This is a genomic window from Acinetobacter sp. MB5 (assembly GCF_003261585.1).
In the GTDB taxonomy this organism is placed as follows: Bacteria; Pseudomonadota; Gammaproteobacteria; order Pseudomonadales; family Moraxellaceae; genus Acinetobacter.
The window spans coordinates 459,303-485,282 of the sequence record NZ_POVU01000002.1 but is presented as its reverse complement, the minus strand read 5'-3'; the positions used below and the strand labels follow the sequence as shown (position 1 = coordinate 485,282).

The 25,980-nt window shown below is 40.7% G+C and carries 21 protein-coding genes; 17 read left to right on the top strand and 4 right to left on the bottom strand.

The features are described 5' to 3' along the window. Positions 1-588: 588 nt before the first annotated feature. The 9 genes from sdhC to sucD all read left to right on the top strand — a co-directional run bounded on the left by sdhC (position 589) and on the right by sucD (position 12,466). On the top strand, positions 589-990 hold the full coding sequence (gene sdhC / locus C1A47_RS04970) for a succinate dehydrogenase, cytochrome b556 subunit (protein ID WP_151708724.1): 402 nt from the start codon (positions 589-591) through the stop codon (positions 988-990). Beyond that, entirely contained in the window at positions 990-1,355 is a 366-nt protein-coding gene (gene sdhD, locus C1A47_RS04965) for a succinate dehydrogenase, hydrophobic membrane anchor protein (RefSeq protein WP_111892991.1), read from the top strand. Before sdhC ends, sdhD begins: the two co-directional genes overlap by 1 nt. Positions 1,356-1,367: 12 nt before the next feature. Next, positions 1,368-3,263: a succinate dehydrogenase flavoprotein subunit gene (sdhA, locus tag C1A47_RS04960; protein ID WP_111892990.1), complete on the top strand. Its 1,896-nt coding sequence runs from the start codon at positions 1,368-1,370 to the stop codon at positions 3,261-3,263. A gap of 14 nt (positions 3,264-3,277) precedes the next feature. Next, positions 3,278-3,988, top strand: a complete 711-nt coding sequence (locus tag C1A47_RS04955; protein WP_111892989.1) for a succinate dehydrogenase iron-sulfur subunit — start codon at positions 3,278-3,280, stop codon at positions 3,986-3,988. Between the two features lie 556 nt (positions 3,989-4,544). Then, positions 4,545-7,364: a 2-oxoglutarate dehydrogenase E1 component gene (locus C1A47_RS04950; protein WP_111893109.1), complete on the top strand. Its 2,820-nt coding sequence runs from the start codon at positions 4,545-4,547 to the stop codon at positions 7,362-7,364. A gap of 21 nt (positions 7,365-7,385) precedes the next feature. Next, positions 7,386-8,603 (top strand): 2-oxoglutarate dehydrogenase complex dihydrolipoyllysine-residue succinyltransferase, encoded by a 1,218-nt coding sequence (gene odhB / locus C1A47_RS04945; protein WP_111892988.1) that lies wholly within the window; start codon positions 7,386-7,388, stop codon positions 8,601-8,603. Between the two features lie 60 nt (positions 8,604-8,663). Beyond that, positions 8,664-10,097: a dihydrolipoyl dehydrogenase gene (gene lpdA / locus C1A47_RS04940; protein WP_111892986.1), complete on the top strand. Its 1,434-nt coding sequence runs from the start codon at positions 8,664-8,666 to the stop codon at positions 10,095-10,097. A gap of 291 nt (positions 10,098-10,388) precedes the next feature. Beyond that, positions 10,389-11,564 (top strand): ADP-forming succinate--CoA ligase subunit beta, encoded by a 1,176-nt coding sequence (gene sucC, locus C1A47_RS04935; protein ID WP_111892984.1) that lies wholly within the window; start codon positions 10,389-10,391, stop codon positions 11,562-11,564. Between the two features lie 11 nt (positions 11,565-11,575). Then, a complete protein-coding gene (sucD, locus tag C1A47_RS04930) occupies positions 11,576-12,466 on the top strand; it encodes a succinate--CoA ligase subunit alpha (protein ID WP_111892982.1) in 891 nt (296 codons plus the stop codon). Positions 12,467-12,799: 333 nt separating this feature from the next. Here the strand turns inward: sucD and trpS are convergent, their stop codons facing one another. Then, positions 12,800-13,813, bottom strand: coding sequence for a tryptophan--tRNA ligase (gene trpS / locus C1A47_RS04925; RefSeq protein WP_111892980.1), 1,014 nt, complete (start codon positions 13,811-13,813; stop codon positions 12,800-12,802). Positions 13,814-13,979: 166 nt separating this feature from the next. Between trpS and C1A47_RS04920 the strand changes: the two genes are divergently transcribed. From C1A47_RS04920 to C1A47_RS04890, 8 genes are all read left to right on the top strand, one after another. Further along, a complete protein-coding gene (locus C1A47_RS04920) occupies positions 13,980-14,888 on the top strand; it encodes a DUF808 domain-containing protein (RefSeq protein ID WP_111892978.1) in 909 nt (302 codons plus the stop codon). Positions 14,889-14,903: 15 nt separating this feature from the next. Then, entirely contained in the window at positions 14,904-15,806 is a 903-nt protein-coding gene (locus C1A47_RS04915; RefSeq protein WP_111892976.1) for a neutral zinc metallopeptidase, read from the top strand. 13 nt (positions 15,807-15,819) lie between these two features. Continuing rightward, entirely contained in the window at positions 15,820-16,239 is a 420-nt protein-coding gene (locus tag C1A47_RS17830; RefSeq protein WP_227539732.1) for a hypothetical protein, read from the top strand. Then, on the top strand, positions 16,209-16,667 hold the full coding sequence (locus tag C1A47_RS17825; RefSeq protein WP_264756256.1) for a hypothetical protein: 459 nt from the start codon (positions 16,209-16,211) through the stop codon (positions 16,665-16,667). Before C1A47_RS17830 ends, C1A47_RS17825 begins: the two co-directional genes overlap by 31 nt. A gap of 219 nt (positions 16,668-16,886) precedes the next feature. After that, entirely contained in the window at positions 16,887-18,386 is a 1,500-nt protein-coding gene (locus tag C1A47_RS04905) for a cation:proton antiporter (protein ID WP_111892974.1), read from the top strand. Between the two features lie 44 nt (positions 18,387-18,430). Then, on the top strand, positions 18,431-18,742 hold the full coding sequence (locus tag C1A47_RS04900) for an MGMT family protein (protein ID WP_111892972.1): 312 nt from the start codon (positions 18,431-18,433) through the stop codon (positions 18,740-18,742). A gap of 92 nt (positions 18,743-18,834) precedes the next feature. Then, positions 18,835-19,803: a phytochelatin synthase family protein gene (locus C1A47_RS04895; protein ID WP_111892970.1), complete on the top strand. Its 969-nt coding sequence runs from the start codon at positions 18,835-18,837 to the stop codon at positions 19,801-19,803. A gap of 3 nt (positions 19,804-19,806) precedes the next feature. Then, positions 19,807-20,691 carry a histone deacetylase gene (locus tag C1A47_RS04890; protein ID WP_111893107.1) on the top strand — a complete coding sequence of 295 codons (885 nt, stop codon included), beginning with the start codon at positions 19,807-19,809 and terminating at the stop codon, positions 20,689-20,691. Between the two features lie 31 nt (positions 20,692-20,722). On the opposite strand, the gene greA is transcribed toward C1A47_RS04890, so the two are convergent. The 3 genes from greA to carA form a co-directional block, all read right to left on the bottom strand. Beyond that, complete coding sequence (gene greA, locus C1A47_RS04885) at positions 20,723-21,199, bottom strand: transcription elongation factor GreA (RefSeq protein ID WP_111892968.1); 477 nt, start codon at positions 21,197-21,199, stop codon at positions 20,723-20,725. Positions 21,200-21,290: 91 nt separating this feature from the next. Beyond that, positions 21,291-24,518, bottom strand: coding sequence for a carbamoyl-phosphate synthase large subunit (carB, locus tag C1A47_RS04880; protein ID WP_111892966.1), 3,228 nt, complete (start codon positions 24,516-24,518; stop codon positions 21,291-21,293). A 14-nt stretch (positions 24,519-24,532) separates the two neighbouring features. Next, positions 24,533-25,672 (bottom strand): glutamine-hydrolyzing carbamoyl-phosphate synthase small subunit, encoded by a 1,140-nt coding sequence (carA, locus tag C1A47_RS04875; RefSeq protein WP_111892964.1) that lies wholly within the window; start codon positions 25,670-25,672, stop codon positions 24,533-24,535. Between the last annotated feature and the right edge of the window lie 308 nt (positions 25,673-25,980).

The following is a 25,980-nucleotide window of genomic DNA, read 5'->3' as shown; positions in this document are numbered from 1 at the left end:
TGGTAAAAAGTCATAATAAAAAATGGAAAGCCATGCGCTACATCACATATTTAGCTCAATTTAGATCAAATTACGCACTCTCATGGAAAATAACAATGATAAAAAGCGACAAATTGGTAAAGTTTGTTTCAGACCATTATTTATTTTCGAAATACTCATTCTTTTAATAAATTATCTCGATTCTGGACTTTTTAAAGGGGAATTGGTGAAAAGGTATGCAAAAAGTTGGTTGTATATTTCATTTAATAAATATTCCTTATTATTTTGCATAATATTGGTCTTTGGTTGTAGGTGGTAAATTGAATGAATGAACTGTATTTGTCTTTAATTTTTAAATTTTTTATATAAAAATAATAACATAGGAAATAAATAGTGAAAAATACAGGAAATATTAAGCCTTACATATTTGTAAATGATTCTTATTTATGAAAAAATATTGAAATAGCATGCACTTAGGTTGTTTGAATTTTGTCTGTTTGCGTTCTATAATCGAGTGTCGTTTAAAAGTTTAGGTATTTGCTCGCCTAACGATGCCAGCTTTCCTTCGAATTAATCAAACAAACTCCGGACGGAGTTTCTACTTACAGGATGCCCGCTGTGAAAAGCAACAGACCTGTCAATTTGTCCATGGGGCAGGTGTTAGCGGTTAATTTACGCTCTCCCGTGGCTATTGCATCAATCTTGCACCGTTTATCTGGTGTCATCGTATTTTTGTTGGTTCCAGTACTTTTATGGATATTAGATAAGTCACTGTCTTCGCCAGAAGGCTTTACTTATGTGAAAGAACAAATATTTGGGAATTTCTTAGTACGATTCATTGTTTGGGTTTTTGTAGCAGGTTTAATTTTCCATTTTATTAATGGTATTAAACATTTACTCGCAGACCTTGGTTTTAATGAAGAACTACAAAGTGGTCGAGTTGCAGCTACAATTTCATTGGTTCTATCTGTGGTAGCAATTATCGCAGCTTTTGTATGGATTGTATTCTAATGAAAAGTGCTACAGGTTTAACGGGTTCAGGTTCTCGCGATTGGTTTCTCCAACGTGTGAGTGCGGTCATTCTATCTGTTTATACAGTCGTGATTTTTGGTTGGATTCTATTCCATAGCGGCTTTAGTTTTGAACAGTGGTCTGGCTTTATGATGACTTTGCCAATGAAAATTCTTTCATTGCTTTCAATTTTATCATTGGTTGTGCACGCTTGGATTGGTATGTGGCAAGTCTTTACAGACTATGTTACTACTCGTCAGATGGGTCCATCTGCTAAAGGTTTGCGCCTAGTATTAACGAGTGCAGTAATTATTGCTGTGTTTGTATATGCAATCTGGGGTATCCAGATTTTCTGGGCGAATTGATAGGAAAAAATCATGGGCGCTATAACCCCTAAAGAAGATTATTCAAATATCCAAAACCTAACTTTCGATACAGTTATCGTTGGTGGTGGTGGTTCTGGTATGCGTGCTGCTTATCAGCTGGCTCAAGCTGGTTTGAAAGTTGCGGTATTAACTAAAGTATTCCCAACACGTTCGCACACTGTTGCGGCGCAGGGTGGTATCGGTGCATCTCTTGGTAATATGCAAGAAGATAACTGGCACTACCACTTTTATGACACTGTAAAAGGTTCTGACTGGTTAGGTGACCAAGACGCAATTGAATTCATGTGTCGTGAAGCACCAAAAGTTGTGTATGAGTTAGAACATTTAGGTATGCCGTTTGACCGTAACAAAGATGGTACGATCTATCAGCGTCCATTTGGTGGTCACTCTGCAAACTATGGTGAAAAACCAGTTCCACGTGCATGTGCTGCTGCTGACCGTACAGGTCATGCGCTTTTACATACGCTTTATCAAAGCAACGTGAAAATGGGTACTCAATTCTTTGTTGAATGGATTGCGCTTGACTTAATCCGTAATGAAGAAGGTGATGTGCTTGGTGTGACGGCAATTGACCAAGAAACAGGTAACATTGCAGTATTCCAAGCAAAAGCAACATTGTTTGCTACTGGTGGTGCGGGTCGTGTATACCGTGCATCAACAAATGCTTATATCAACACTGGTGACGGCTTAGGTATGGCTGCGCGTGCTGGTATTCCATTACAAGATATGGAATTCTGGCAGTTCCACCCAACAGGTGTGGCTGGCGCGGGCGTTCTTTTGACGGAAGGTTGCCGTGGTGAAGGTGCGATTCTTCGTAACAAAGATGGCGAACCATTCATGGAACGCTATGCACCAACTTTAAAAGACTTGGCACCACGTGACTTCGTTTCACGTTCTATGGACCAAGAAATTAAAGAAGGACGTGGTTGTGGCCCTAAAGGTGATTATATCTTGCTAGATATGACTCACTTGGGTGTAGATACCATCATGAAGCGTTTACCATCTGTATTTGAGATTGGTAAAAAATTCGCGAACGTGGACATCACCAAAGAGCCGATTCCAGTTGTACCAACAATCCATTACCAAATGGGTGGTATTCCAACGAACATGCATGGTCAGGTTGTGCTTCCTGAAGTAGCGACTGCTGAAGGGCTTGAAGCTGCATATGACAAAGCGACTGAAACTTATCATGCTAATAACCAGCGTAACTTTGTAAAACCAGTTAAAGGTTTTTATGCGATTGGTGAATGTTCTTGTGTGTCTGTGCATGGTGCAAACCGCTTAGGTACAAACTCGTTACTTGACTTGGTTGTGTTTGGTAAGGCTGCTGGTGAACATATCATTGACTATGTAACTAAACATCATGGCGATGAGTATGCTCCACTACCAACTGATGTACTTGTAAACACGTTAGCACGTGTTCGTAAGTTGGATGATTCAACAACGGGTGAGAATGCACAAGACGTTGCTGATGCAATTCGTGATATCGTTCAAGATCACGCAGGTGTATTCCGTACTCAGGCATTGCTTGATGAAGGCGTAAAACAAATTCTTGCGATTGAGTCACGTGTTCGTAACATTCATTTGAAAGACAAATCGAAAGTATTTAACACAGCTCGTGTTGAAGCGCTTGAAGTTGAAAACTTGTATGAAGTTGCAAAAGCGACCTTGATTTCTGCAGCTGCACGTAAAGAATGTCGTGGTGCACATACGGTTGTTGATTATGAGTTACCGCCAGATCATCCTGAATATCCATATGGTCGTCGTGATGATAACTGGATGAAGCATACTTTGTGGTATTCATCTGACAACCATTTGGAATACAAACCAGTACGCTATAAACCGCTTACTGTTGATGCTATTCCACCAAAACCACGTACATTCTAATCGGGAGTATAAAGATGAGTAGAGGTACTCGTACATTCGAAATCTACCGCTATGATCCTGATAAGGATAAAGCACCGTACATGCAAACTTTTAAGCTTGAATTGACAGATAAGCACCGTATGTTGCTTGATGCTTTGCTTGCTTTGAAAGTTCAAGATGAAACACTAACTTTCCGTCGTTCTTGTCGTGAAGGGATCTGTGGTTCAGATGGTGTGAATATCAACGGTAAAAATGGTTTGGCTTGTTTGTGGAATTTGAACGATTTACCTGAAAAAATTGTGATTCGTCCACTACCAGGTTTGCCTGTGATTAAAGATTTGGTTGTTGATATGAACCAATTCTATGATCAATATAACAAGATTCAGCCATTCCTTATTAATAGTCAGCCAGCACCGCCAAAAGAACGTTTGCAGTCTCCTGAAGAGCGTGAACATTTAGATGGTTTGTATGAATGTATTTTATGTGCATGTTGTTCAACTTCATGCCCATCATTCTGGTGGAACCCAGATAAATTCTTGGGTCCTTCAGCATTGTTGAATGCATACCGTTTCATTATTGATTCGCGTGATACAGCAACTCAAGATCGTTTGGCTCGTTTAGATGACCCATTTAGTCTATTTCGCTGTAAAGGTATTATGAACTGTGTTTCTGTTTGTCCTAAAGGTTTGAACCCGACTAAGGCAATTGGTCACATTCGTAGCATGTTGTTAGACCAAGCGGGCTAATTATATGTATAGAAAGCGCACATTATTTAATGTGCGCTTTTTTTTATGTGTTTGGTTGGGGAAATGTAAGGATTATTTTTGATAGATTGATCAACATATATACTTGTTTTGTATTTATATATTTTTATGATTTATGGGGGGTATGTGGGAAAAAAATTAAATCATTTCGGAGAACATGTTAGCATTTAGCAAGTCACCATATTGAAAAAAATAATGAAAAAAAAGAGCTATTATTTTCATTATGTGAGAAAATGATGGTGATTTAAAAACGCGTAAATGTTTTAGAAAAGCTAAATCGTGAATTTATCTTTATCTAAGACGATTTGCAAAAAATTGCTCGACTTCCAGTCGGGTATATGATGAACGATAATGCCAGGTATGGGTGTTATGGTTTATTGTGCTTATAAAATAGGTTATATCTATTTTATAAGCGTAAATATTCCTGATGATGAAAGTCATTGGGCATGATGTCATGTTTACCAATCTGACATTATTGATCATGGATTGCTTCACTGAGTAATCTGTAATATTTTTGCAATAGGAAATGGGTCCACAAATGCAAGAAGTTGCTGACGCACTGCGTCTCGATACTGAACTTTCCGCTGATAGTGCAGCGTATATTGAAGAACTATACGAGCAGTACCTAACTTCTCCATCCTCTGTCAGTGAAGACTGGCGTCAATATTTCGATAAATTCCCAAAAGGCGACCAACCACACGGAACTGTGCGTGAACAATTTTTATTACTTGGTCGTAATTCAAACCGTGTACAGTCTGTTGTTCAAAGCACTGTAAGTACTGAGCATGAAAAACGCCAAATCGGTGTTTTGCAACTTATTGCTGCTTACCGCAACCGCGGACACCAAAAAGCGAAGTTGGACCCATTAGGTTTGGCTAAGCGTGAAGACGTTCCAGATTTAGAATTAAATGCACATGGGTTGACCAAATCTGACTTAGATACTGTATTTAACACAGGTAATCTGGCGATTGGTAAAGATGAAGCAACTCTTGGTGAAATGGTTGACACCATGCAAGCAATTTACTGTGGGTCTATCGGTGCTGAATATATGCACATTGTAGACACAGTAGAGAAGCGTTGGATTCAACAGCGCCTTGAAGGTGAGCGTGGTCAATTTAGCTTTACGGCAGAGCAAAAGAAACATTTCTTAGAGCGTTTGACCGCCGCTGAAGGTTTAGAAAAATTCCTTGGTAATAAATATGTAGGTGCGAAACGCTTTGGTCTGGAAGGTGGTGAAACCTTCATTCCAATGGTGAATGAGCTGATTCAACGTGCAGGTACAGTGAGCTGTAAAGAAGTGGTTATTGGTATGCCACACCGCGGTCGCTTGAACTTGCTTGTGAATATTATGGGTAAAAACCCAGCAGACCTTTTTGGTGAGTTTGAAGGTAAAGCCCTCAACAAAAAAGGTTCTGGTGACGTTAAATATCACCAAGGTTTCTCATCAAATGTAATGACTCCAGGTGGTGAAGTCCACTTGGCATTGGCATTTAACCCATCGCACTTAGAAATCGTTGGGCCTGTAGTTGAAGGTTCTGTTCGTGCACGCCAAGTACGTCGTAAAGACATTGGTGGTGATGATGTGTTACCGGTGATCGTTCACGGTGATGCTGCATTTGCAGGTCAAGGCGTGAACATGGAAACTTTCCAAATGTCACAAACCCGCGGTTATACCGTTGGTGGTACAGTTCACATTGTAGTGAACAACCAAGTTGGTTTCACAACTTCTGATCCACGTGATGCGCGTTCTACAGAATACTGTACTGACATCGCAAAAATGGTTCAGGCACCAATCTTCCATGTAAATGGTGATGACCCTGAAGCTGTTGTATTTGTGGCACAACTTGCGCATGATTTCCGCCATACATTCCGTAAAGATGTTGTGATTGACTTGTTCTGTTACCGTCGTCGTGGTCACAACGAAGCAGATGAGCCATCTGCAACTCAACCAATGATGTATCAAGTGATTAACAAAAAAGCGACGACTCGTACGCTTTATGCTGATCAATTGGTTCAACAAAAAATCTTGGATCGCGCTGAAGCGGACAAAATGGTTGAAGACTACCGTGCTGATTTAGAAGCAGGTAACCATGTTGCGAATGCACTAGTACTTGAGCCAAATACAAAAATGTTTGTGGATTGGACACCGTACTTGGGCCATGATTACACAGACAACTGGGATACTTCATTTGATATCGACCGCTTAAAAGCGTTAGGTACCAAAATGCGTGAGCTTCCAGAAGGTTTTGAAATGCAACGTCAAGTCTCTAAAGTGATTGACGAACGTTTGAAAATGCAAACTGGTGAAGTTCCTCTAAACTGGGGGGCGGCTGAAACTCTCGCTTATGCCACTTTGGTAGATGAAGGTTTCTTGGTACGTATTAGTGGTGAAGACGTTGGTCGTGGTACATTCTCACACCGTCACGCTAAACTACATAGCCAAAAAGATGGCGCAGTTTACATTCCGCTTTGTAACATCAAAGAAAACCAACCGCGTTTTGCACTTTGGGATTCACTGCTTTCTGAAGAAGCTGTTTTGGCATTTGAATATGGTTATGCAACTACATTGCCAAATAGTTTGATCGTTTGGGAAGCTCAGTTTGGTGACTTCGCAAACTGTGCACAGGTGGTGATTGACCAGTTTATCGCATCTGGCGAAACCAAATGGGAACGTGTTTGTGGTTTAACCATGTTGTTACCACATGGCTTTGAAGGTCAAGGTCCTGAGCACTCATCTGCACGTTTAGAGCGTTATTTGCAGCTTTGTGCAGAAGACAATATGCAAGTGATTACACCGACAACGCCTGCTCAGATTTATCATGCATTACGTCGTCAGGCTGTACGCCCAATTCGTAAGCCATTGATCGTAATGTCACCAAAATCATTGCTTCGTCATAAACTTGCAGTATCTAATCTAGATGAATTGGCGAATGGTCAATTCCAAACTGTGATTGATGAAGTTGATCAAATCAACAAAGCAGATGTGAATCGCATTGTGTTCTGTGGTGGTAAAGTGTATTACGACTTGCTTGAAAAACGTCGTGAAGCTGAATTGAAAAATGTTGCAATTGTACGTGTAGAACAATTGTACCCATACCCAGAACAACGTATTGCTGAAGTTCTTAATGCATATCCAAACGCAAAAGACGTTGTTTGGTGTCAAGAAGAGCCGAAGAACCAAGGTGCATGGCACTTTATTGCCCCATTTTTATATGACTCAGTGTCAAATGTAGGCAAACAAGCACGCATTAGCTTCGCAGGTCGTGACGCTTCTGCAGCCCCAGCATGTGGTTCACCATATTTGCATGCAAAACAACAAGCTAAATTAATTCAAGACGCGCTTGCGATTGAAGCTTAATCATCAGGAGAGACTAGTATAATGGCAACCGAAATTAAAGCTCCGGTATTCCCAGAGTCTGTAGCAGACGGAACAATTGCAACTTGGCATAAAAAAGTGGGCGAAGCAGTATCACGTGACGAAGTGATCTGTGATATTGAAACCGATAAAGTTGTATTGGAAGTTGTTGCACCTGCTGATGGTAGCTTAGTTGCAATTGTGAAAGGTGAAGGTGAGACCGTTCTTTCTAGCGAAGTGATTGCTCAATTCCAAGAAGGTGCTGTTTCTGGCGCTGCAGCGACTGAAGCTGTTCAAAGCGAAGAAAAAGTAGAACAAGCGGCTGCAAACACACAAGCAGGTGCTGCGCCTGTGGTTGAACGTGCTCAAGCAGTTCAAGATCAAGCACCAGCAGTACGTAAAGCATTAAACGAAACAGGTATTGCTGCAGCTGATGTGGCAGGTACAGGTCGTGGTGGTCGCATTACGAAAGAAGATGTTGTGAATCACCAAACTAAACCAGCTGCTGCTAACGTAACACCGTTAAGCGTGGCTGTTGGTGAACGTATTGAAAAACGCGTTCCAATGACTCGCTTGCGTAAACGTGTAGCTGAACGTTTGCTTGCAGCAACTCAACAAACTGCAATGTTGACAACGTTTAACGAAGTGAACATGAAACCAGTCATGGAAATGCGTAAGCAATACAAAGACATCTTTGAAAAACGTCACGGTGCGCGTTTAGGCTTTATGTCTTTCTTTGTTAAAGCTGCTACAGAAGCATTAAAACGCTACCCAGCAGTGAATGCATCAATTGATGGCGATGACATCGTTTATCACGGTTACTATGACATCGGTGTTGCCGTATCTTCAGAACGTGGTCTAGTGGTTCCTGTACTTCGTGATACAGACCGTATGAGCTATGCCGAAGTTGAAAATGGCATCCGTGATTATGCGTATAAAGCACGTGATGGCAAATTGGGCATCGAAGACATGACTGGCGGTACATTCACCATTACTAACGGTGGTACATTCGGTTCATTGCTTTCAACTCCAATTTTGAACCAGCCGCAAACAGGTATCTTGGGTATGCACAAAATCCAAGAACGTCCTATGGCGGTGAATGGTCAAGTTGAAATCTTGCCAATGATGTATTTAGCGCTTTCTTATGACCATCGTATGATCGATGGTAAAGAAGCAGTAGGTTTCTTGGTAACAATCAAAGAATTGTTAGAAGAACCAGCTAAATTAATCCTTGACCTTTAATTTATAGAATAAAAATAACAGGCTTAGAGTGACCCTCTTAGCCTGTATTTGGAGATAAACATGTCTCAACAATTTGATCTTGTTGTAATTGGTGGTGGCCCAGGTGGCTATGAAGCGGCAATTCGTGCTGCTCAGTTGGGTTTTAAAGTTGCGTGTATCGAAAAACGTATTCACAAAGGTAAGCCATCTTTAGGTGGTACTTGCTTAAACGTGGGTTGTATTCCTTCTAAAGCATTGCTTGACTCATCTCACCGCTATGAAGATACAGTTCATCATTTAGATGATCACGGTATTACAACAGGTGAAGTGAAGTTTGACTTGGCTAAACTTCTTGATCGTAAAGATAAAATCGTCAATCAATTAACGATGGGTATCGACGGCCTTCTTAAAGGTAACGGTATCGAATGGTTAAAAGGGACTGGTAAATTACTTGCTGGTAAAAAAGTTGAGTTTGTTTCTCATGAAGGTGAAACTCAAATTTTAGAGCCAAAATATGTGATTCTTGCAACTGGTTCTGTGCCTGTAAATATTCCTGTAGCTCCTGTTGATCAAGATATTATTGTTGATTCAACTGGTGCTTTAGAATTCCAAGAAGTTCCTAAGCGTTTAGGTGTTATTGGTGCTGGCGTAATTGGTTTAGAACTTGGTTCAGTATGGCGTCGTCTAGGTGCTGAAGTTGTTGTATTTGAAGCAATGGATGCATTCTTACCAATGGCTGATAAAGCATTGGCTAAAGAATACCAAAAAGTATTAACTAAACAAGGTTTAGATATTCGTGTTGGCGCTAAAGTAGCTGGCACTGAAGTAAATGGCCGTGAAGTTACAGTTAAATACACGCAAGGTGGCGAAGAAAAAACTCAAACTTTCGATAAATTAATCGTTTGTGTTGGTCGTCGTGCTTATGCGGAAGGTTTATTGGCTGATGATTCAGGCATTAAATTGACTGAACGTGGTTTGGTTGAAGTGAACGATTGGTGTGCAACTTCTGTTGAAGGTGTATATGCAATTGGTGACTTGGTACGTGGTCCAATGCTTGCGCATAAAGCAATGGAAGAAGGCGTAATGGCTGTTGAACGTATTCATGGTCATGCTGCACAAGTGAACTATGACACCATCATTTCTGTAATCTATACACACCCTGAAGCGGCATGGGTAGGTTTAACAGAAGAGCAAGCGAAAGAAAAAGGCCATGAAGTTAAAACTGGTCAATTTGGTTTCGCTGCAAATGGCCGTGCAATGGCTGCTGGTGAAAATGCAGGTTTCGTGAAGTTTGTTGCGGATGCAAAAACTGACCGCTTATTGGGTATGCACGTGATTGGACCTGCTGCGTCTGATATCGTTCACCAAGGTATGATCGCACTTGAGTTTGTATCTTCTGTTGAAGATCTTCAGTTAATGACTTTTGGTCACCCAACATTCTCTGAAGTTGTACATGAAGCTGCACTTGCTGTTGATGGTCGTGCAATTCATGCGATTCAGCGTAAGCGTAAATAATTAGATTAGTTAAATAATTTAATTGAAAAAGAGCGATCATTTTGGTCGCTCTTTTTATTTTAAGATATTGATAAATAAATACTAATGGTTAGTAAATTGTATTTTTATTTATATAAAAAATACCAAATTTTGCGATATTTTTGAGAATTATGTTTAATTTGTAGTAAAGAGTTGAGTTCAGGACAAATTTCTAATACAACTACAATTAGACTTCAGCATGATGCTGTTGTAGCTCGCTCATCGAGATGGATTTTAAAAATAAGTGAATGTAATAAGTAAAAAGGTACGAGAATGAATTTACACGAATATCAGGCAAAAGCTTTACTCAAACAATATGGTTTACCTGTTCAAGAAGGAATTTTAGCGACTACACCTGATGAAGCTGTGGCTGCATATAAAAAACTTGCTGGAAAGTTTGCAGTCATGAAAGCCCAAGTCCATGCAGGTGGGCGTGGTAAGGCTGGTGGCGTAAAAGTTGTAAAATCCAAAGATGAAGCTGCTGAATATGCTGGTGAGATTTTAGGAACGAGGTTGGTGACCTATCAAACGGATGCCTTGGGTCAACCTGTAAATAGTGTTTTGGTTTGTGAGGATGTTTATCCTGTACAGCGTGAATTGTATTTAGGGGCAGTTGTTGATCGTTCATCACGTCGCGTGACGTTTATGGCATCGACTGAAGGTGGTGTTGAAATTGAAAAAGTTGCAGAAGAAACACCTGAAAAGATCATTAAAATTAGTATTGACCCTTTAGTGGGTTTGTTGCCATTTCAAGCTCGTCAAGTGGGTTATGCTTTAAAGTTGTCTGAAGAACAAATTGATAGTTTTACGAAGTTAATGCAAGGTGCTTATCGTGCATTTACCGAAAATGATTTTGCATTGTTTGAAATTAACCCGCTATCAATCCGTGAAAATGGTGAAATTTTATGTGTCGATGCCAAAATTGGTATTGATTCAAACGCATTATTTCGACTTCCTCATATTGCTGCACTGAGAGATAAGACACAGGAAAATGAGAGAGAGCTTAAAGCTTCTGAGCATGATCTAAACTATGTTGCTCTCGAAGGGAATATTGGTTGTATGGTCAATGGCGCAGGCCTAGCAATGGCGACCATGGATATTATCCAGCTTTATGGTGGGAAACCTGCGAATTTCCTTGATGTGGGTGGTGGTGCAACTAAAGAACGCGTGATCGAAGCATTTAAGATTATTTTGGCCGATAGTTCGGTTGAAGCAGTTCTAATCAATATTTTTGGGGGAATTGTACGTTGTGACATGATTGCTGAAGCAATTATTGCAGCTGTTCAAGAAGTCCATGTCAATATTCCAGTTGTTGTACGTTTAGAAGGAAATAATGCTGAGTTGGGTGCAAAAATTCTGGATGAATCTGGATTGACACTTATTTCTGCAAATGGTTTGGCCGATGCAGCACAAAAAGTCGTTGCAACATTACAGCATAACAATAATTAAGGAATTTCAGCATGAGCGTATTAATCAATAAAGATACAAAAGTTTTAGTGCAAGGCTTCACAGGAAAAAACGGAACTTTCCATTCGGTACAAGCCTTAAATTACGGAACGAAAGTGGTGGGTGGTGTCACACCAGGTAAAGGTGGGCAAACACATTTAGACCTACCTGTATTTAATACCATGCAAGATGCTGTGAATGAGACTCAGGCAGATGCTTCAGTCATTTATGTCCCTGCACCTTATGTATTAGATTCTGTAATTGAAGCAATTGATACAGGGATTGGTTTGATTGTGGTGATCACGGAAGGTGTTCCAACTCTGGATATGTTAAAAGCAAAACGCTATTTGGAAACATGTGGTCAGAATACACGTCTGATTGGGCCAAACTGTCCAGGTATTATTACACCTGACCAATGTAAAATTGGGATTATGCCAGGTCATATTCATCAAGCTGGGCGGATTGGTATTATCTCACGCTCAGGTACTTTGACCTATGAAGCAGTGTCTCAAACCACAAAATTAGGACTTGGGCAGTCGACTTGTATTGGGATTGGAGGAGATCCGATTCCAGGTATGAATCAAATTGATGCTTTAAAACTTTTCCAAGATGATCCAGATACCGATGCCATTATTATGATTGGTGAAATTGGTGGAACGGCCGAGGAAGAAGCTGCTGAATATATCCAGTCCAATGTGACTAAGCCTGTTGTTGGTTATATTGCAGGAGTGACAGCACCAAAAGGTAAACGTATGGGGCATGCAGGCGCGATTATTTCTGGTGGTAAAGGGACTGCGGAAGAGAAATTTATGGCATTTGAGCGCGCAGGTATGGCTTATACACGTAGTCCTGCAGAAATTGGTGCGACCATGCTGGAAGTCTTAAAAGAGAAAAAATTGGTTTAAGTTGTAATTTCTCTAAAGTTTAAAAATCAAGTTTTCATGAAAGTGGAAACTTGATTTTTTTTGAGGATTTTTAGACAAAAAAATACGCAATGGTTGGGGTGACCACTGCGTAGAACAACGAAAAACTGAAAACAGTTCCGTAAAATGGAGAAATGTCATTTAGTTGTAACAACTAAACGCTATAGAGTTAGTATATAAAAAAGCAGACTAAATTAATAGGCTTTTATATAGACTAAGTGTTAAATAACGTAAAAAAACGACACTATTTGTTGCACGTTTTGTTTGAAATTAACAAAAATGGTCACTTTTGGGATGGTTTTTCTGACATTTTGCTCAGAAACGGAACATTCCAAGGCCATCTTTCACTTCATCTAAAGTGTTTTGGGTAATCACTTGACACTTTTGAGTACCTGCTTTCAAAACATCCATAATATAGTCAGGATCTTTAGATAACTCGTTACGGCGTTCACGAATTGGAGCGATCAAATCTTTTAGAATACCTTCAAGACGTTTTTTCACCGTACCATCACCTAAACCGCCGCGACGATAGTATGCTTTCAACTCCTCTAACTCTTCTTTGTTTGGATCGAAGGCATCTAAATAAGTAAACACCACATTGCCTTCAACTTGACCTGGATCTTCAATGCGCAAGTGATTTGGATCTGTATACATTGCATTAACAGCTTTTTTAATGTCCTTGTCTGTCGCATTTAACACAATGGTGTTACCCAAAGATTTTGACATTTTAGCTTTCCCGTCAAATCCAGGTAAACGACCAACATTTGATAGCAATGCTTTACATTCTGGGAGTAAATCACGGCCAATTTGGCGGTTTACACGACGAACAATTTCATTGGTTTGTTCGATCATGGGGATTTGATCTTCACCCACAGGAACAACTGTCGCTTTAAATGCAGTGATGTCGGCAGCTTGAGCCACTGGGTAGCATAAGAAACCTGCGGGAATATCACGCTCAAAACCACGCATCTGAATTTCAGATTTGATGGTTGGATTACGTTCTAAACGTGCCACAGTCACGAAGTTTAAATACAGCATGGTCAGTTCATTTAAAGCAGATAAATGAGACTGAACACAAATCGTTGTTTTAGTCGGGTCGATACCGACTGCTAGATAATCTGTCGCAACTTCAATGACATTACGACGAACTTTTTCAAAGTTATCGGCATTGTCAGTCAATGCTTGTGCATCAGCTAATAAAATGTGTTGATGATGTGTGTCTTGTAAACCAACACGTGAGCGAAGTGAACCAACAAAGTGACCTAAATGGAGTTGTCCAGTTGGGCGGTCACCAGTCAAAATAATTGGGCGTTGATCTGCTGTTGTCATGGGATATCCTAAACGCTGTGCTTTGATCGTTTTTCAAAAATGCAGTTATTGTAAGGCATAAGCGAAGTGATGTCTTATGCCAAAGTCAGGCAATTCATCAAGATTGTTAGATTTGCATCTTAAAAACACTTTACAATGCAAGAAAATAATTTATATCGGACCACTTATGGCAAGTAGCTTATTACTACTATTAGATGATATTGCAACTTTATTAGATGATGTTGCTTTAATGAGTAAAACAGCAGCACAAAAAACAGCGGGTGTTTTAGGGGATGACCTTGCACTGAATGCACAACAAGTGTCAGGGGTAAAGGCAGAACGAGAGCTTCCAGTTGTTTGGGCTGTGACAAAGGGCTCATTGCTCAATAAATGTATTTTGGTGCCAGTGGCCCTGATTGTCAGTATTTTTGCACCTTGGATTATTAATCCACTTTTGGTGTTGGGTGGTTTATTTTTATGTTATGAAGGTGTGGAAAAGGTCTTGCATACTTTGCAAACCAAAAAACATACTGATGTCAGTGAAATTCCAGAATTACCAGAAGATCTTGTCACTTATGAAAGAGATAAGATTAAAGGTGCAATTCGTACTGATTTTATCTTATCTGCTGAAATTGTGGTGATTACACTTGGAACTGTCGCGACAGCTCCTCTCCTAGATAAAATTATTGTGATGAGTTTGATTGCTTTTACCATGACGCTTGGGGTTTATGGATTGGTTGCTGTAATCGTTAAAATTGATGATCTGGGTTTGTATTTGACTCAAAAAGAGCAAGCGGCAAAACAGTATATAGGAAATCTGCTATTGGCATTTGCTCCAAGGTTGATGAAAACATTGACTGTTGTTGGGACTATTGCCATGTTTTTGGTGGGTGGTGGCATTATCAGTCATGCGGTTCCTTTTGCCCATCATTTTACTGAACATGCAATGAATCAGGCTGAAGTGATCCCAACTGTTGGACAAATTTTGGGAAGCATTACTCCTATGCTACTCAATTTTGGTATCGGCATGATTGCTGGAGTGATTGTCCTTGTGGCAATGACCGTAATCAGCAAGATTTTTCGTCGTGCAAATTAAATAAAAGGTGTTGCTATGGAATGGAAAGGACGTCGAGAAAGTGACAATGTAGAAGACCGTCGTGGTGGTGGGGCAGCGAAAACGGGTGGAATCAGTATTCTGGGACTCGTGGTTGCATTTGTGGCATGGAAATTCTTTGGTGCAGATCCGCAGCAGGCGTATCAGGTAACCAAGCAATTGACTACACAGCAGCAGCCAGCTTCTTCTCAAACCATCCAAAATCCAACAGCCGAGCAACAAGAAGCAAAACAATTTGTGTCTACTGTCCTTGCTGATACGGAAGATACCTGGAAAGTCATTTTCAAGCAGCAAGGTCTACAATATACCCCTGCTAAATTGGTGCTTTATCGTCAGTCTACACCAACAGCCTGTGGGACTGGGCAATCTGCGATGGGGCCTTTTTATTGTCCTTCAGACCGGAGTATCTATCTAGATACAGATTTCTTTGTTGAAATGCGTCAACAGTTGGGGGTTTCTGGTGAGAAAAACAGTACTCAGCTCTCAAGGCAGGATCAGGCTGGAGATTTTGCGATGGCTTATGTGATTGCGCATGAAGTGGGTCATCATGTTCAAAACCTGTTAGGTATTTCTGAAAAGGTTTACGCACAGCGCCAACAGATGAGTCAAAAACAGTCGAATCAGCTTTCAGTCAAACAAGAGTTACAAGCTGACTGTTTTGCTGGTATTTGGGCAAAATATAACAATCAGCGAACACACTTCTTGCAACAAGGCGATGTTGAGGAAGCAGTTGATGCTGCTGAAAAAATTGGTGATGACTATCTGCAAAAGCGTAGCCAAGGGCAAATTGTTCCTGACAGCTTCACTCACGGGACAAGTCAGCAACGGATTAAATGGTTCCAGCAGGGCTTACATGCACAGGACTTATCAGCCTGTGATACGTTTCAGCAAAGCTTATAAGAGGTATACCCTTATGCGTTGGGTCACTCTGCTGTTGATCTGTTTCGGTTTTTGGGGTTCCTCTGAGGTCATGGCGCAACAGCCAGTTGAACGGCATTTACAGATACAAGGTATTGAACGAGAATATCTTGTACTTGATGCACATCATCAGCAGCAGCCTGCACCTTTGGTGTTGGTTTTACATGGAGGTGGTGGCAATGCTTCACGTATGCTTAAGCGTTGGCAAAGTGTAGCTGAACGCGAAGGTTTGATTGTCATTGCGCCCAATGCACAAGCGGCTACTTGGAATGCTGGTGGATGTTGTGGTCAAGCTCAACAACAGCAAAGTGCTGACGCTGCTTTTTTCAGTCGGTTCTACAGGTTGCACAACTGCAATATCCAGTTAATTCACATCGTATTTATATGGTCGGTTTCTCAAACGGGGGAATGCTGACCTATCAATTGATTGCTCAGAAGAAAACGCCATTTGCAGCTGCGGCTGTTGTTTCTGCTGCCATGTTTGTGGGACAGGAACAACCTCCAGCTAGTATGCCTTTACTGATTGTGCATGGTTTGAAAGATCGTGTTGTACCTATAGAGGGTGGAATGAGTCAGATGAGATTTGTTGCTCGTGCGCAAGCCCAGCCATTTTTGTCGTTAAATCAAACCCTAGAGCGTTGGCAAAAAACAAATCAGTGTCAGTCGAAAACACAATCGGATTCTAAACAGTTTGAAGTCTGGTCTTACAAATCTTGTAAAGCAGATCTCCAGGTTTATCTATTGAAAGAGGAAGGGCATACGTGGGTAGAGGCTGAAGATGCAAATCAGTTTGATTCGACAGAGGCGGTCTGGAAGTTTTTGAAACAGCATCGTAAACAATAGATATGTTTATATACTGATGTAGTATGAATAAAGAAAATCTATAAATATAATTTTTATTTCATTATTTAATCTAAATTGAGTTAAAAATTTCATTCTTTAAGTTTTTACTGAAATTTTTATCGAAAAAAAGTCCAAAAAATTGTAAAATACATCTGACGTATTTTTTCGTCGTAGAGCTTTTATTTATGTAAAACAACATTATTTGTCAGTAGGGTGTTTATGGGTAGCTATTTTATTTTACAAGTTTTCACAGTCGTTTTTGCCCTATCTATTGCCACTACAATTTTCAATAAACGTGTTTTAGGTTTCCCTCAGGCGATTGGTGTGCCAATTGTATCAGCCATTTTTGTCTTTATTTTACAATGGGGTGCAAGCCTGCTCAGTGGTAATAACTTTATCACGATTAATATTCATAACATTCAGAATGCAGTTCGTCACATCGACTTTTATGATTTTTTAATTAACGGTGTGATTTGTTTTATTTTAACGTCGTCAGCGCTGAAATTTAAGATTTCTGATTTACGTAACCATTGGAAACCCATCAGCATTCTTGCCAGTATTTCCTTGGTGTTATGTGCTTTATTATTTGGTGGAATGCTTTTTGGTTTTCAAATCTTGGTCGGACATCCAGTTCCTATTGTGGTGTTGTTATTGCTTGGTTCTGCTTTAGGTGCAACTGACCCGATTGGGATTAAAGGTGTATTGAGTTCTGTTCGTGCACCACATCATTTGATTGTGAAGCTTGAAGGCGAATCGCTATTTAATGATGCCATGTGTATTGCCGTGTTTATGACCTTGTTGAATGTGATTCAAGGCAAGAACTTTAATTTAATTGGCACATTGGATGCACTCTTTTACGAGATTATCGTTGCGGTATTAATTGGCTGGGCTTTTGGTCAATTTATTTTGCGATTACTTCGTGGAAAACATGAACCAGAATCTTTGATTTTGACCACAGCATTGTTGGCTTGTGGTTCTTATTTGGTGGCTTTGTTTGCCCATGCATCTGCACCGATCGCCTGTGTGATTGGCGGTTTGATTGTCGGAAATCGTTGGCAAGATATTTTGCCTGAAAGTTCGACACGTGAAATTAATCATTTCTGGCATACAGTAGAAGGCATTATTAACTCATTCCTGTTTACCTTAATTGGTCTGGAACTGTTTATTTTAGATCTCAATGCCAGCATGATTTTGGGTGGCATTATTGCCTTTATTGTTCTGCATATTTCCCGTTTCGCTGCAAACTTCCTGTCTTTTGCCTTTTTCCCAAGCTTTCGTAAGAATAGCTACAATGGCAGTCTAACGATTTTAAGTTGGGGTGGGGTGCGTGGTGGTTTATCACTGGCATTAATTCTGGCTGTTGCCAACCATCCAGCATTAAGTCCATATAGCAGTATATTAATTGGTTATACGTTTATTACGGTACTATCATCAGGTCTAGTCTGTGGGTTAGGTTTACCTGCGGTCATGAATGCTTTTTACTATAATCCGCATGAAGAAACAGATGGTTTTAAAGGTTGGTATCAGCGTGTATGCCATAAAATGAATCGTAAGGGAATCAAGTATATTGTGGGGGAAGATGCAAACGGCAATGAAACCATTACCGTTTATAACCCAGAACAGATTACCGATGTTAAGGCGGATGATGGTGTGGCTGCATTGCATGATCCAAGCAAAATGACTGAGCGTAACCAGTTGGAAAATCCGCGAAATTTCTAAATATTCAAGCCATCGTCCAGATGGCTTTTTAATATGAGGCATTTATGCAAGTTGAGTTATATCGCCAAATTTTGGAAGTTGTTGCCAGCATTCCGTATGGCAAAGTGGCGACCTATGGGCAAGTTGCTAAAATGGCTGGACTACCGCGCCATGCACGTTTGGTTGGAAAAGTTTTGCAAAATCTTGATGGAAATAGCGATATGCCTTGGCATCGAGTGATTAATTCACAAGGGAAAATTAGCTTAAATCAAATGAATGAACATGGTGAAAATATTCAGGCTCAGCGCTTAATTGATGAAGGTGTTATGGTGATTCAGGGGCGAATTAAACTGAGTCAATATCAGTGGGTACTATAAAAGACAAAAGTTAAGTTGTATCACGTGAAGTGCTTTTCACTCACGGAACGATATGATACAACAAGGGAAATATTTAAAAATAATGATAAGTCATGCAAGAACAAGATCACGAAGTTGTTACGCTGTTTAAAGAAAAGCTGATTCCACTCTCAGGAAAATTAACTGAAATGCTCAATGAGCATTTTAGTCATCAAAGTGAGCGTCGGGGTTGTGGTTATACGCAGGCCACACGATTACTGGCAGAGTTCATCAATGAGCCAAGAGAGAGTGAGGACAATAAGGATTATCGAATTTTTAGCGATTATAAAGTTTCTAACTTAAAAGCAAAGTTTCCGATTTTAAAACAACAGGGTTTAGAACTAGATGACTGGAGAAATCTGGATGAATCTCCTGAAGTTAAAAACTATCTGAACACGCATCACGCCGATGGAAATGCGGCTACGAATTTATTATTTCAGGAAACCCAGTTTCAGCAGAACTTGCGTCAGATTCATGAAAATGCAGTGCTAGAGGAAAGTAAACTGATCTGTCGTTTAATCGCGGATATTGTTTTGCCGAAAAATAATCAGCAACATGAATATGTGGAACTGACATGTTCTCAAGACAAGCCTAAAGTGGGGTCTTGTCCAATGGCGGAGGATTTCTTTTTACAGATTGCTCACCATCGTATTTTACGTCAGGGGTCGATCAATATTTTTGTTGATCATAATAATTGCCCCATTCTGTTAGAAAAAATGAATATGGGAGATAACCATTCTTGTATCAGTCTGGCCCCTGTACTCATGAATGGTGTTTGCCTTCCCGCAGGCAGTTTATTCTCTTTAGACTATGATCTTGAACAGATTGAAAATAAACGCCCAAACCAAAAGGTGAGAGGGCACGTCATTCCTGTGGATGCTGTAAAGTTTTGGTTTTTAAGATTAACTACATTGGCGGTGAGTCCTGAAAATCGACAAAGAACATTCACAACACATTTTAAACAGCAAATTGACAATAACCTTTTTAGTCCAGAAACAACCAGATTGTCTCAATTGGTTGATATTGCAAATGAGCAAATTTAGATGATGCTTAAAAAGATCCGTGTGTGTTATTCCTCGCGGTATTATGCCAAGACACACACTAATAGCATGGAAAAACTAACTGCTGTTGCTGAGGTTTTACACGGCAAGAGCTATATTGAGTTGGTTGAACCTGAATTGGTCGATGTGGATTTGCTCAAAAAATTGCATGAGCCTAATTATGTTGAGGCATTTATACAAGGTGAAAAACCGCTTGCAAGTGCGCAAGGGTTTAAACCTTGGAATGAGCAACTACGTGATGCCGTGTTGAGTGTTCAGGGAGGGCAGTTAGCAGCAGCAGAACTGGCTTTCCAAGATGGAATCTCTGCCAATATTGCACAAGGTTTCCATCATGCTGTGTATGAGCGTGGTTTGGCATATTGCACGTTTAATGGTCTGGCTTTGGTGGCACAGCACTTTCCGAAAAAGAAAATTTTTATCCTTGATTGTGATCAGCATGGCGGGAATGGCACTGCGGAATTTACCTTGAGATTAACGAACTTATTTAATTATAGTATTTTTGGGATTCCTTTTGGCTGCGCACACCATGATCGTAGTCTGACGCATCATATTGATAAAGCGGAAGGTTCATTTGAACAATATGCCAAAGCGATTCAGCAGGGTTTTAATAATGCGATTGCTTGGGGGGCAGATCTGATTATTTATCAGGCAGGGATGGATTGTCATCAAAATGATCGTTTTGGTTCGGCTTGGTTTACAACTGAATTACTTAAGCAGCGAGATTATTTAGTTTTTTCTTTGGCAAAACAAAATAATCTTCCCCTGATGTTTGTTTTAGCGGGAGGTTATCAGCCTTTAGCAGAGCTTGTACCCTTGCATGTCAATACTTTCGATGCAGCTTATGAAGTTTATGCCGAAGCAGTGAGCTAAAAAAAGGAAGTACATTGTACTTCCTTAATTTTTATAGATATTCTACTTTTACAATTTCGTATTCGACTTCACCTTGTGGTGTGACGATTTTTGCTTCATCGCCGTCATTTTTACCTAAAAGTCCACGTGCGATTGGTGAATTGACCGAGATTTTATTAATTTTGAAATCTGCTTCATCATCACCTACGATTTTATAGGTTTTGCGTTCTTCAGTATCAAGGTTTTCAATGGTCACTGTTACCCCAAATACAACGCGGCCATTCTGCTCAAGATCATTCACATCAATCACTTGGCATGCACCAAGCTTGCCTTCGATGTCCTGAATACGACCTTCACAGAAACCTTGCTGTTCACGAGCAGCGTGATACTCAGCATTTTCTTTTAAGTCACCATGTTCACGTGCTTCAGCAATGGCTTGAATAATACGTGGACGCTCAACAGTTTTTAAATGCTGTAATTCTTTCTCTAAAGCTGCTTTGCCCTCAGGCGTCATTGGATAACGTTGCATTTTAGTCCCTCGAAATGAAATGGGATTATACCGTTTAAAAAAAATAAAAGTCCCGCCACCAATAAGGTGACGGGACTTATTGGATTAGGAATTAGTTTTGCAAATCTTGCAAGCGATATACATCCATTGGTAATTGAATCGCAAAGGCTTGGCAAACTGCTTCAGCACCGTTAATGGTGGTTGTGTAGTACACTTTACCTTGTAGAGCAGCACGACGAATCATAGCTGAGTCATACTGAGCACGTTTGCCCTCAGTGGTATTGACAATAAGGTGTATTTCACCATTTTTCAAGCGGTCTACAATGTGTGGACGCCCTTCGGTTACTTTATTTACGCGTTCGCATTCAACACCCGCATCGCTCAATACTTTGTGCGTACCAGAAGTTGCAACCAGTTTGAAACCATAGTCAGCAAGGCGTTTGGCAATATCAACCACGTGTTCTTTGTCTGAATCACGAACAGACAAGAATGCATGTTTAACTTCGCCTTCTGTTGGTAAGCCTGGTAAACGTTCATTTGAGCCTAAAACAGCTTTATAGAATGCTTCACCAAATGATTTACCAACACCCATCACTTCCCCTGTAGATTTCATCTCAGGTCCAAGCATTGGGTCAACACCAGGGAATTTTGCAAATGGGAATACCGCTTCTTTAACAGCAAAGTGAGTCGGAATAATCTCTTTGGTGAAACCTTGAGATTCTAAAGACTGACCTGCCATACAACGTGCAGCAACTTTCGCTAAAGATTCACCAATACATTTAGATACGAAAGGAACAGTACGTGATGCACGTGGGTTCACTTCAAGAATGTAAATGTCGTTGCCTTTAACCGCAAACTGTACGTTCATTAAACCGATAACGCCAAGCTCTTTCGCCATAGCAACAGTTTGACGGCGCATTTCGTCTTGGATTTCTTGAGAAAGCGAGTATGGAGGAATCGAACATGCAGAGTCACCAGAGTGAATACCCGCTTGTTCGATGTGCTGCATGATCCCGCCAATCACCACATCTTTACCGTCAGATACGCAGTCAACGTCAACTTCGATGGCTGAATCCAAGAAATGGTCAAGAAGTACAGGCGCTTCGTTAGAGGCTTGAACCGCTTCACGAAGGTAGCGTTTTAACTCATCTTCGTTATATACGATTTCCATTGCACGACCACCCAATACATAAGATGGACGAACAACTAGCGGATAACCCACTTTCGCAGCTTCAGAAATACCTTCTTCAGCAGATTTTACGATGCTGTTGTTTGGTTGACGTAATTGCAGGCGTTGAATCATTTGCTGGAAACGTTCACGGTCTTCTGCACGGTCAATCGCATCTGGAGATGTACCAATAATTGGTGCACCTGCTTCTTCTAAAGCACGAGCCAATTTAAGCGGAGTTTGACCACCGTACTGTACGATAATGCCTTTTGGCTTTTCAGTACGTACGATTTCAAGGACATCTTCCAAAGTAATTGGTTCGAAGTACAAACGATCTGAAGTGTCATAGTCGGTAGAAACAGTTTCAGGGTTACAGTTCACCATGATTGTTTCATAACCGTCATCACGCATTGCAAGCGCAGCGTGTACACAGCAGTAGTCAAATTCGATACCTTGGCCGATACGGTTTGGACCACCGCCAATCACCATGATCTTGTCTTTCGCTGAAGGATTTGCTTCACATTCTTCATCGTAAGTTGAGTACATGTAGGCAGTGCCAGATTCGAATTCTGCTGCACAGGTATCAACACGTTTGTAAACTGGGTAAACGCCCAAGTTCCAACGGTGCTTACGGAATTGTTTTTGTGAAATACCCATCAAGTTCGCAATGCGAAGGTCAGATAAACCTTTACGTTTGAATGAACGGATATTGTCAGCAGTCAAGTCGCCAAAGCCTAAAGCTTTTACTTGAGCTTCAGTTTTGATGATGTCTTCGATCTGAATCAAGAACCAACGGTCAATCTTGGTTGCTTCAAACACGTCATCAAGGCTAAAGCCGTGACGGAAGGCATCAGCAACATACCAAATACGCTCAGGACCTGGAACTTTAAGTTCTTTTAAGATCTTATCTTTCGCGCCTTCTGTACCTACAGCGATTTGTTCGTCAAAACCACAAACGCCAACTTCAAGACCACGAAGTGCTTTTTGTACTGATTCTTGGAAGTTACGGCCAATTGCCATCACTTCACCCACAGATTTCATCTGTGTGGTCAATACAGGTTCAGCTTGAGGGAATTTCTCAAAGTTGAAACGTGGAATTTTGGTCACAACATAGTCGATTGCTGGTTCGAATGACGCAGGTGTTACACCGCCAGTGATGTCATTTTTAAGCTCATCAAGTGTGTAACCAACTGCCAATTTTGCTGCGATTTTTGCAATCGGGAAACCAGTTGCTTTAGATGCAAGTGCAGATGAACGAGAAACACGAGGGTTCATCTCGATTACAACCATACGACCATCTTTCGGGTTAATACCGAACTGAACGTTTGAACCACCCGTTTCAACACCGATCTCACGAAGAACAGCAATCGATGCATTACGCATGATTTGATATTCTTTGTCCGTCAATGTTTGCGCAGGGGCAACAGTGATTGAGTCACCTGTGTGCACGCCCATTGGGTCGAAGTTTTCAATCGCACAAACAATGATACAGTTGTCGTTTTTGTCACGAACAACTTCCATTTCGTACTCTTTCCAACCAATTAAAGATTCATCAATCAATAACTGTTTAGTTGGAGAAAGGTCGAAACCGCGTTCACAAATTTCGATGAATTCTTCTTTGTTATACGCAATACCGCCACCTGAACCACCCATCGTGAATGATGGACGAATGATTACAGGAAAACCGAAACGTGCTTGAATTTCTAAAGCATGTTCCATGCTTTCTGCAACGTCAGCGCGAGGACATTCAAGTCCAATTTTACGCATTGCGATGTCAAACAGTTTACGGTCTTCAGCTTTTTCAATCGCGTCTTTGGTCGCACCGATCAATTCAACATTGTATTTTTCTAAAATACCGTGTTCATCAAGTGCAAGCGCGCAGTTCAATGCCGTTTGACCACCCATTGTAGGAAGAACAGCATCTGGACGCTCTTTCTCAATGATTTGTGCAACAGTTTGCCAAGTGATTGGCTCGATGTAAGTTGCATCGGCCATTGAAGGGTCGGTCATAATGGTCGCTGGGTTAGAGTTCACCAAAATAACGCGGTAGCCTTCTTCACGAAGTGCTTTACAGGCTTGTGCACCAGAATAGTCAAACTCACAGGCTTGACCAATCACAATAGGACCAGCACCAATAATTAAGATGCTTTTAATATCCGTACGTTTAGGCATTATTCGCTCCTTAATTACTTCTTAGCGGCTTCAATAAGTTCGATGAAATGATCGAACAGTGGGGCACAGTCATGTGGGCCTGGGCTTGCTTCAGGGTGACCTTGGAAGCTAAACGCTGGTTTGTCTGTGCGGTGGATACCTTGTAGCGTGCCGTCAAACAACGATTTATGTGTTGCTTTTAAGTTTGCTGGAAGTGTATCTGCATCAACTGCGAAACCGTGGTTTTGCGATGTAATCATCACTGTACCTGTTTCAAGGTTTTGTACAGGATGGTTTGCACCGTGGTGACCATGACCCATTTTGATTGTTTTTGCACCAGAAGAGAGAGCAAGGATTTGATGACCTAAACAAATACCAAATACAGGTAAAGTTGTGGTTTCAACAATAGTTTTTACAGCTTCAATTGCGTAGTCACATGCCGCTGGGTCACCAGGACCATTCGACAAAAATACGCCATCAGGATTTAATGCGAGAACTTTCTCAGCAGGAGTCTGTGCAGGAACAACAGTTAATTTACAACCGCGGTCTGCAAGCATACGTAAGATGTTGGTTTTGACACCGTAATCATATGCAACGACATGATATTTAAATTCAGGTTGTGCAAAGCCTTGACCTAAAGCCCATGAACCTTCAGTCCATTCAAAGCCTTCAGGATCACAGCACTCTTTAGCAAGGTCTAAACCATTTAGACCGCCAAATTCGCGTGCTTTAGCAAGAGCTTGCTCTTCAGTGATGTTTTCACCAGCAAGGATACAGCCGTTTTGTGCACCTTTTTCACGAAGAATACGTGTCAATTTACGGGTATCAATGTCAGCAATCGCAACAACGTTATGCTGTGCAAGATACTCGCCTAAAGATTGTTCAGCACGGAAATTACTGTGAAGTAATGGAAGATCGCGGATGATTAAACCGTTCGCCCATACTTTATGGATACGACCTGATTCAGAATCTTCTGCGTTACAACCCGTATTCCCGATATGCGGATAAGTTAAAGTCACAAGTTGTTGTGCATAACTTGGGTCAGTTAGAATTTCTTGATAGCCAGTCATGGCAGTATTAAAAACGACTTCACCAGTCGTACATCCCGTAGCGCCGATAGAGGTACCTTTAAAGATAGTTCCATCTGCGAGGGCTAAAATGGCGGGGGTGCTCAAACCAAAGCTCCTGAATTTTTAAGCTGTAAAAAAGCGAGTAGACATAAAAAAAGGCGGCTGTCTAAAAAACATGCCCTCCCTTGGTCTGCTCGCTTGTAACTTAAAAACATATTGTACGCATATCGATTGGGAAAGTCCACGTAATTTATAAATAATCAATCAGACTAAAGGTATGTAAAAAGGATATGCATCACTTGAGAAAAAAGTAGTGTCATTATGTGAGAATTCGTTAATTGTTAGACAATTTTATGGTGGGAAATACTGCAGTTTGCTAGATTGGTAACCATTAATAAATCAATTTCTTTGTG

Excerpts from the sequence above, each read along its gene's own strand:
- sdhC (WP_151708724.1), top strand. The coding sequence starts at position 589 with ATGCCCGCTGTGAAAAGCAACAGACCTGTCAATTTGTCCATGGGGCAG.
- sdhD (WP_111892991.1), top strand. The coding sequence starts at position 990 with ATGAAAAGTGCTACAGGTTTAACGGGTTCAGGTTCTCGCGATTGGTTT.
- sdhA (WP_111892990.1), top strand. The coding sequence starts at position 1,368 with ATGGGCGCTATAACCCCTAAAGAAGATTATTCAAATATCCAAAACCTA.
- C1A47_RS04955 (WP_111892989.1), top strand. The coding sequence starts at position 3,278 with ATGAGTAGAGGTACTCGTACATTCGAAATCTACCGCTATGATCCTGAT.
- C1A47_RS04950 (WP_111893109.1), top strand. The coding sequence starts at position 4,545 with ATGCAAGAAGTTGCTGACGCACTGCGTCTCGATACTGAACTTTCCGCT.
- odhB (WP_111892988.1), top strand. The coding sequence starts at position 7,386 with ATGGCAACCGAAATTAAAGCTCCGGTATTCCCAGAGTCTGTAGCAGAC.
- lpdA (WP_111892986.1), top strand. The coding sequence starts at position 8,664 with ATGTCTCAACAATTTGATCTTGTTGTAATTGGTGGTGGCCCAGGTGGC.
- sucC (WP_111892984.1), top strand. The coding sequence starts at position 10,389 with ATGAATTTACACGAATATCAGGCAAAAGCTTTACTCAAACAATATGGT.
- sucD (WP_111892982.1), top strand. The coding sequence starts at position 11,576 with ATGAGCGTATTAATCAATAAAGATACAAAAGTTTTAGTGCAAGGCTTC.
- trpS (WP_111892980.1), bottom strand. The coding sequence starts at position 13,813 with ATGACAACAGCAGATCAACGCCCAATTATTTTGACTGGTGACCGCCCA.
- C1A47_RS04920 (WP_111892978.1), top strand. The coding sequence starts at position 13,980 with ATGGCAAGTAGCTTATTACTACTATTAGATGATATTGCAACTTTATTA.
- C1A47_RS04915 (WP_111892976.1), top strand. The coding sequence starts at position 14,904 with ATGGAATGGAAAGGACGTCGAGAAAGTGACAATGTAGAAGACCGTCGT.
- C1A47_RS17830 (WP_227539732.1), top strand. The coding sequence starts at position 15,820 with ATGCGTTGGGTCACTCTGCTGTTGATCTGTTTCGGTTTTTGGGGTTCC.
- C1A47_RS17825 (WP_264756256.1), top strand. The coding sequence starts at position 16,209 with ATGGTCGGTTTCTCAAACGGGGGAATGCTGACCTATCAATTGATTGCT.
- C1A47_RS04905 (WP_111892974.1), top strand. The coding sequence starts at position 16,887 with ATGGGTAGCTATTTTATTTTACAAGTTTTCACAGTCGTTTTTGCCCTA.
- C1A47_RS04900 (WP_111892972.1), top strand. The coding sequence starts at position 18,431 with ATGCAAGTTGAGTTATATCGCCAAATTTTGGAAGTTGTTGCCAGCATT.
- C1A47_RS04895 (WP_111892970.1), top strand. The coding sequence starts at position 18,835 with ATGCAAGAACAAGATCACGAAGTTGTTACGCTGTTTAAAGAAAAGCTG.
- C1A47_RS04890 (WP_111893107.1), top strand. The coding sequence starts at position 19,807 with ATGCTTAAAAAGATCCGTGTGTGTTATTCCTCGCGGTATTATGCCAAG.
- greA (WP_111892968.1), bottom strand. The coding sequence starts at position 21,199 with ATGCAACGTTATCCAATGACGCCTGAGGGCAAAGCAGCTTTAGAGAAA.
- carB (WP_111892966.1), bottom strand. The coding sequence starts at position 24,518 with ATGCCTAAACGTACGGATATTAAAAGCATCTTAATTATTGGTGCTGGT.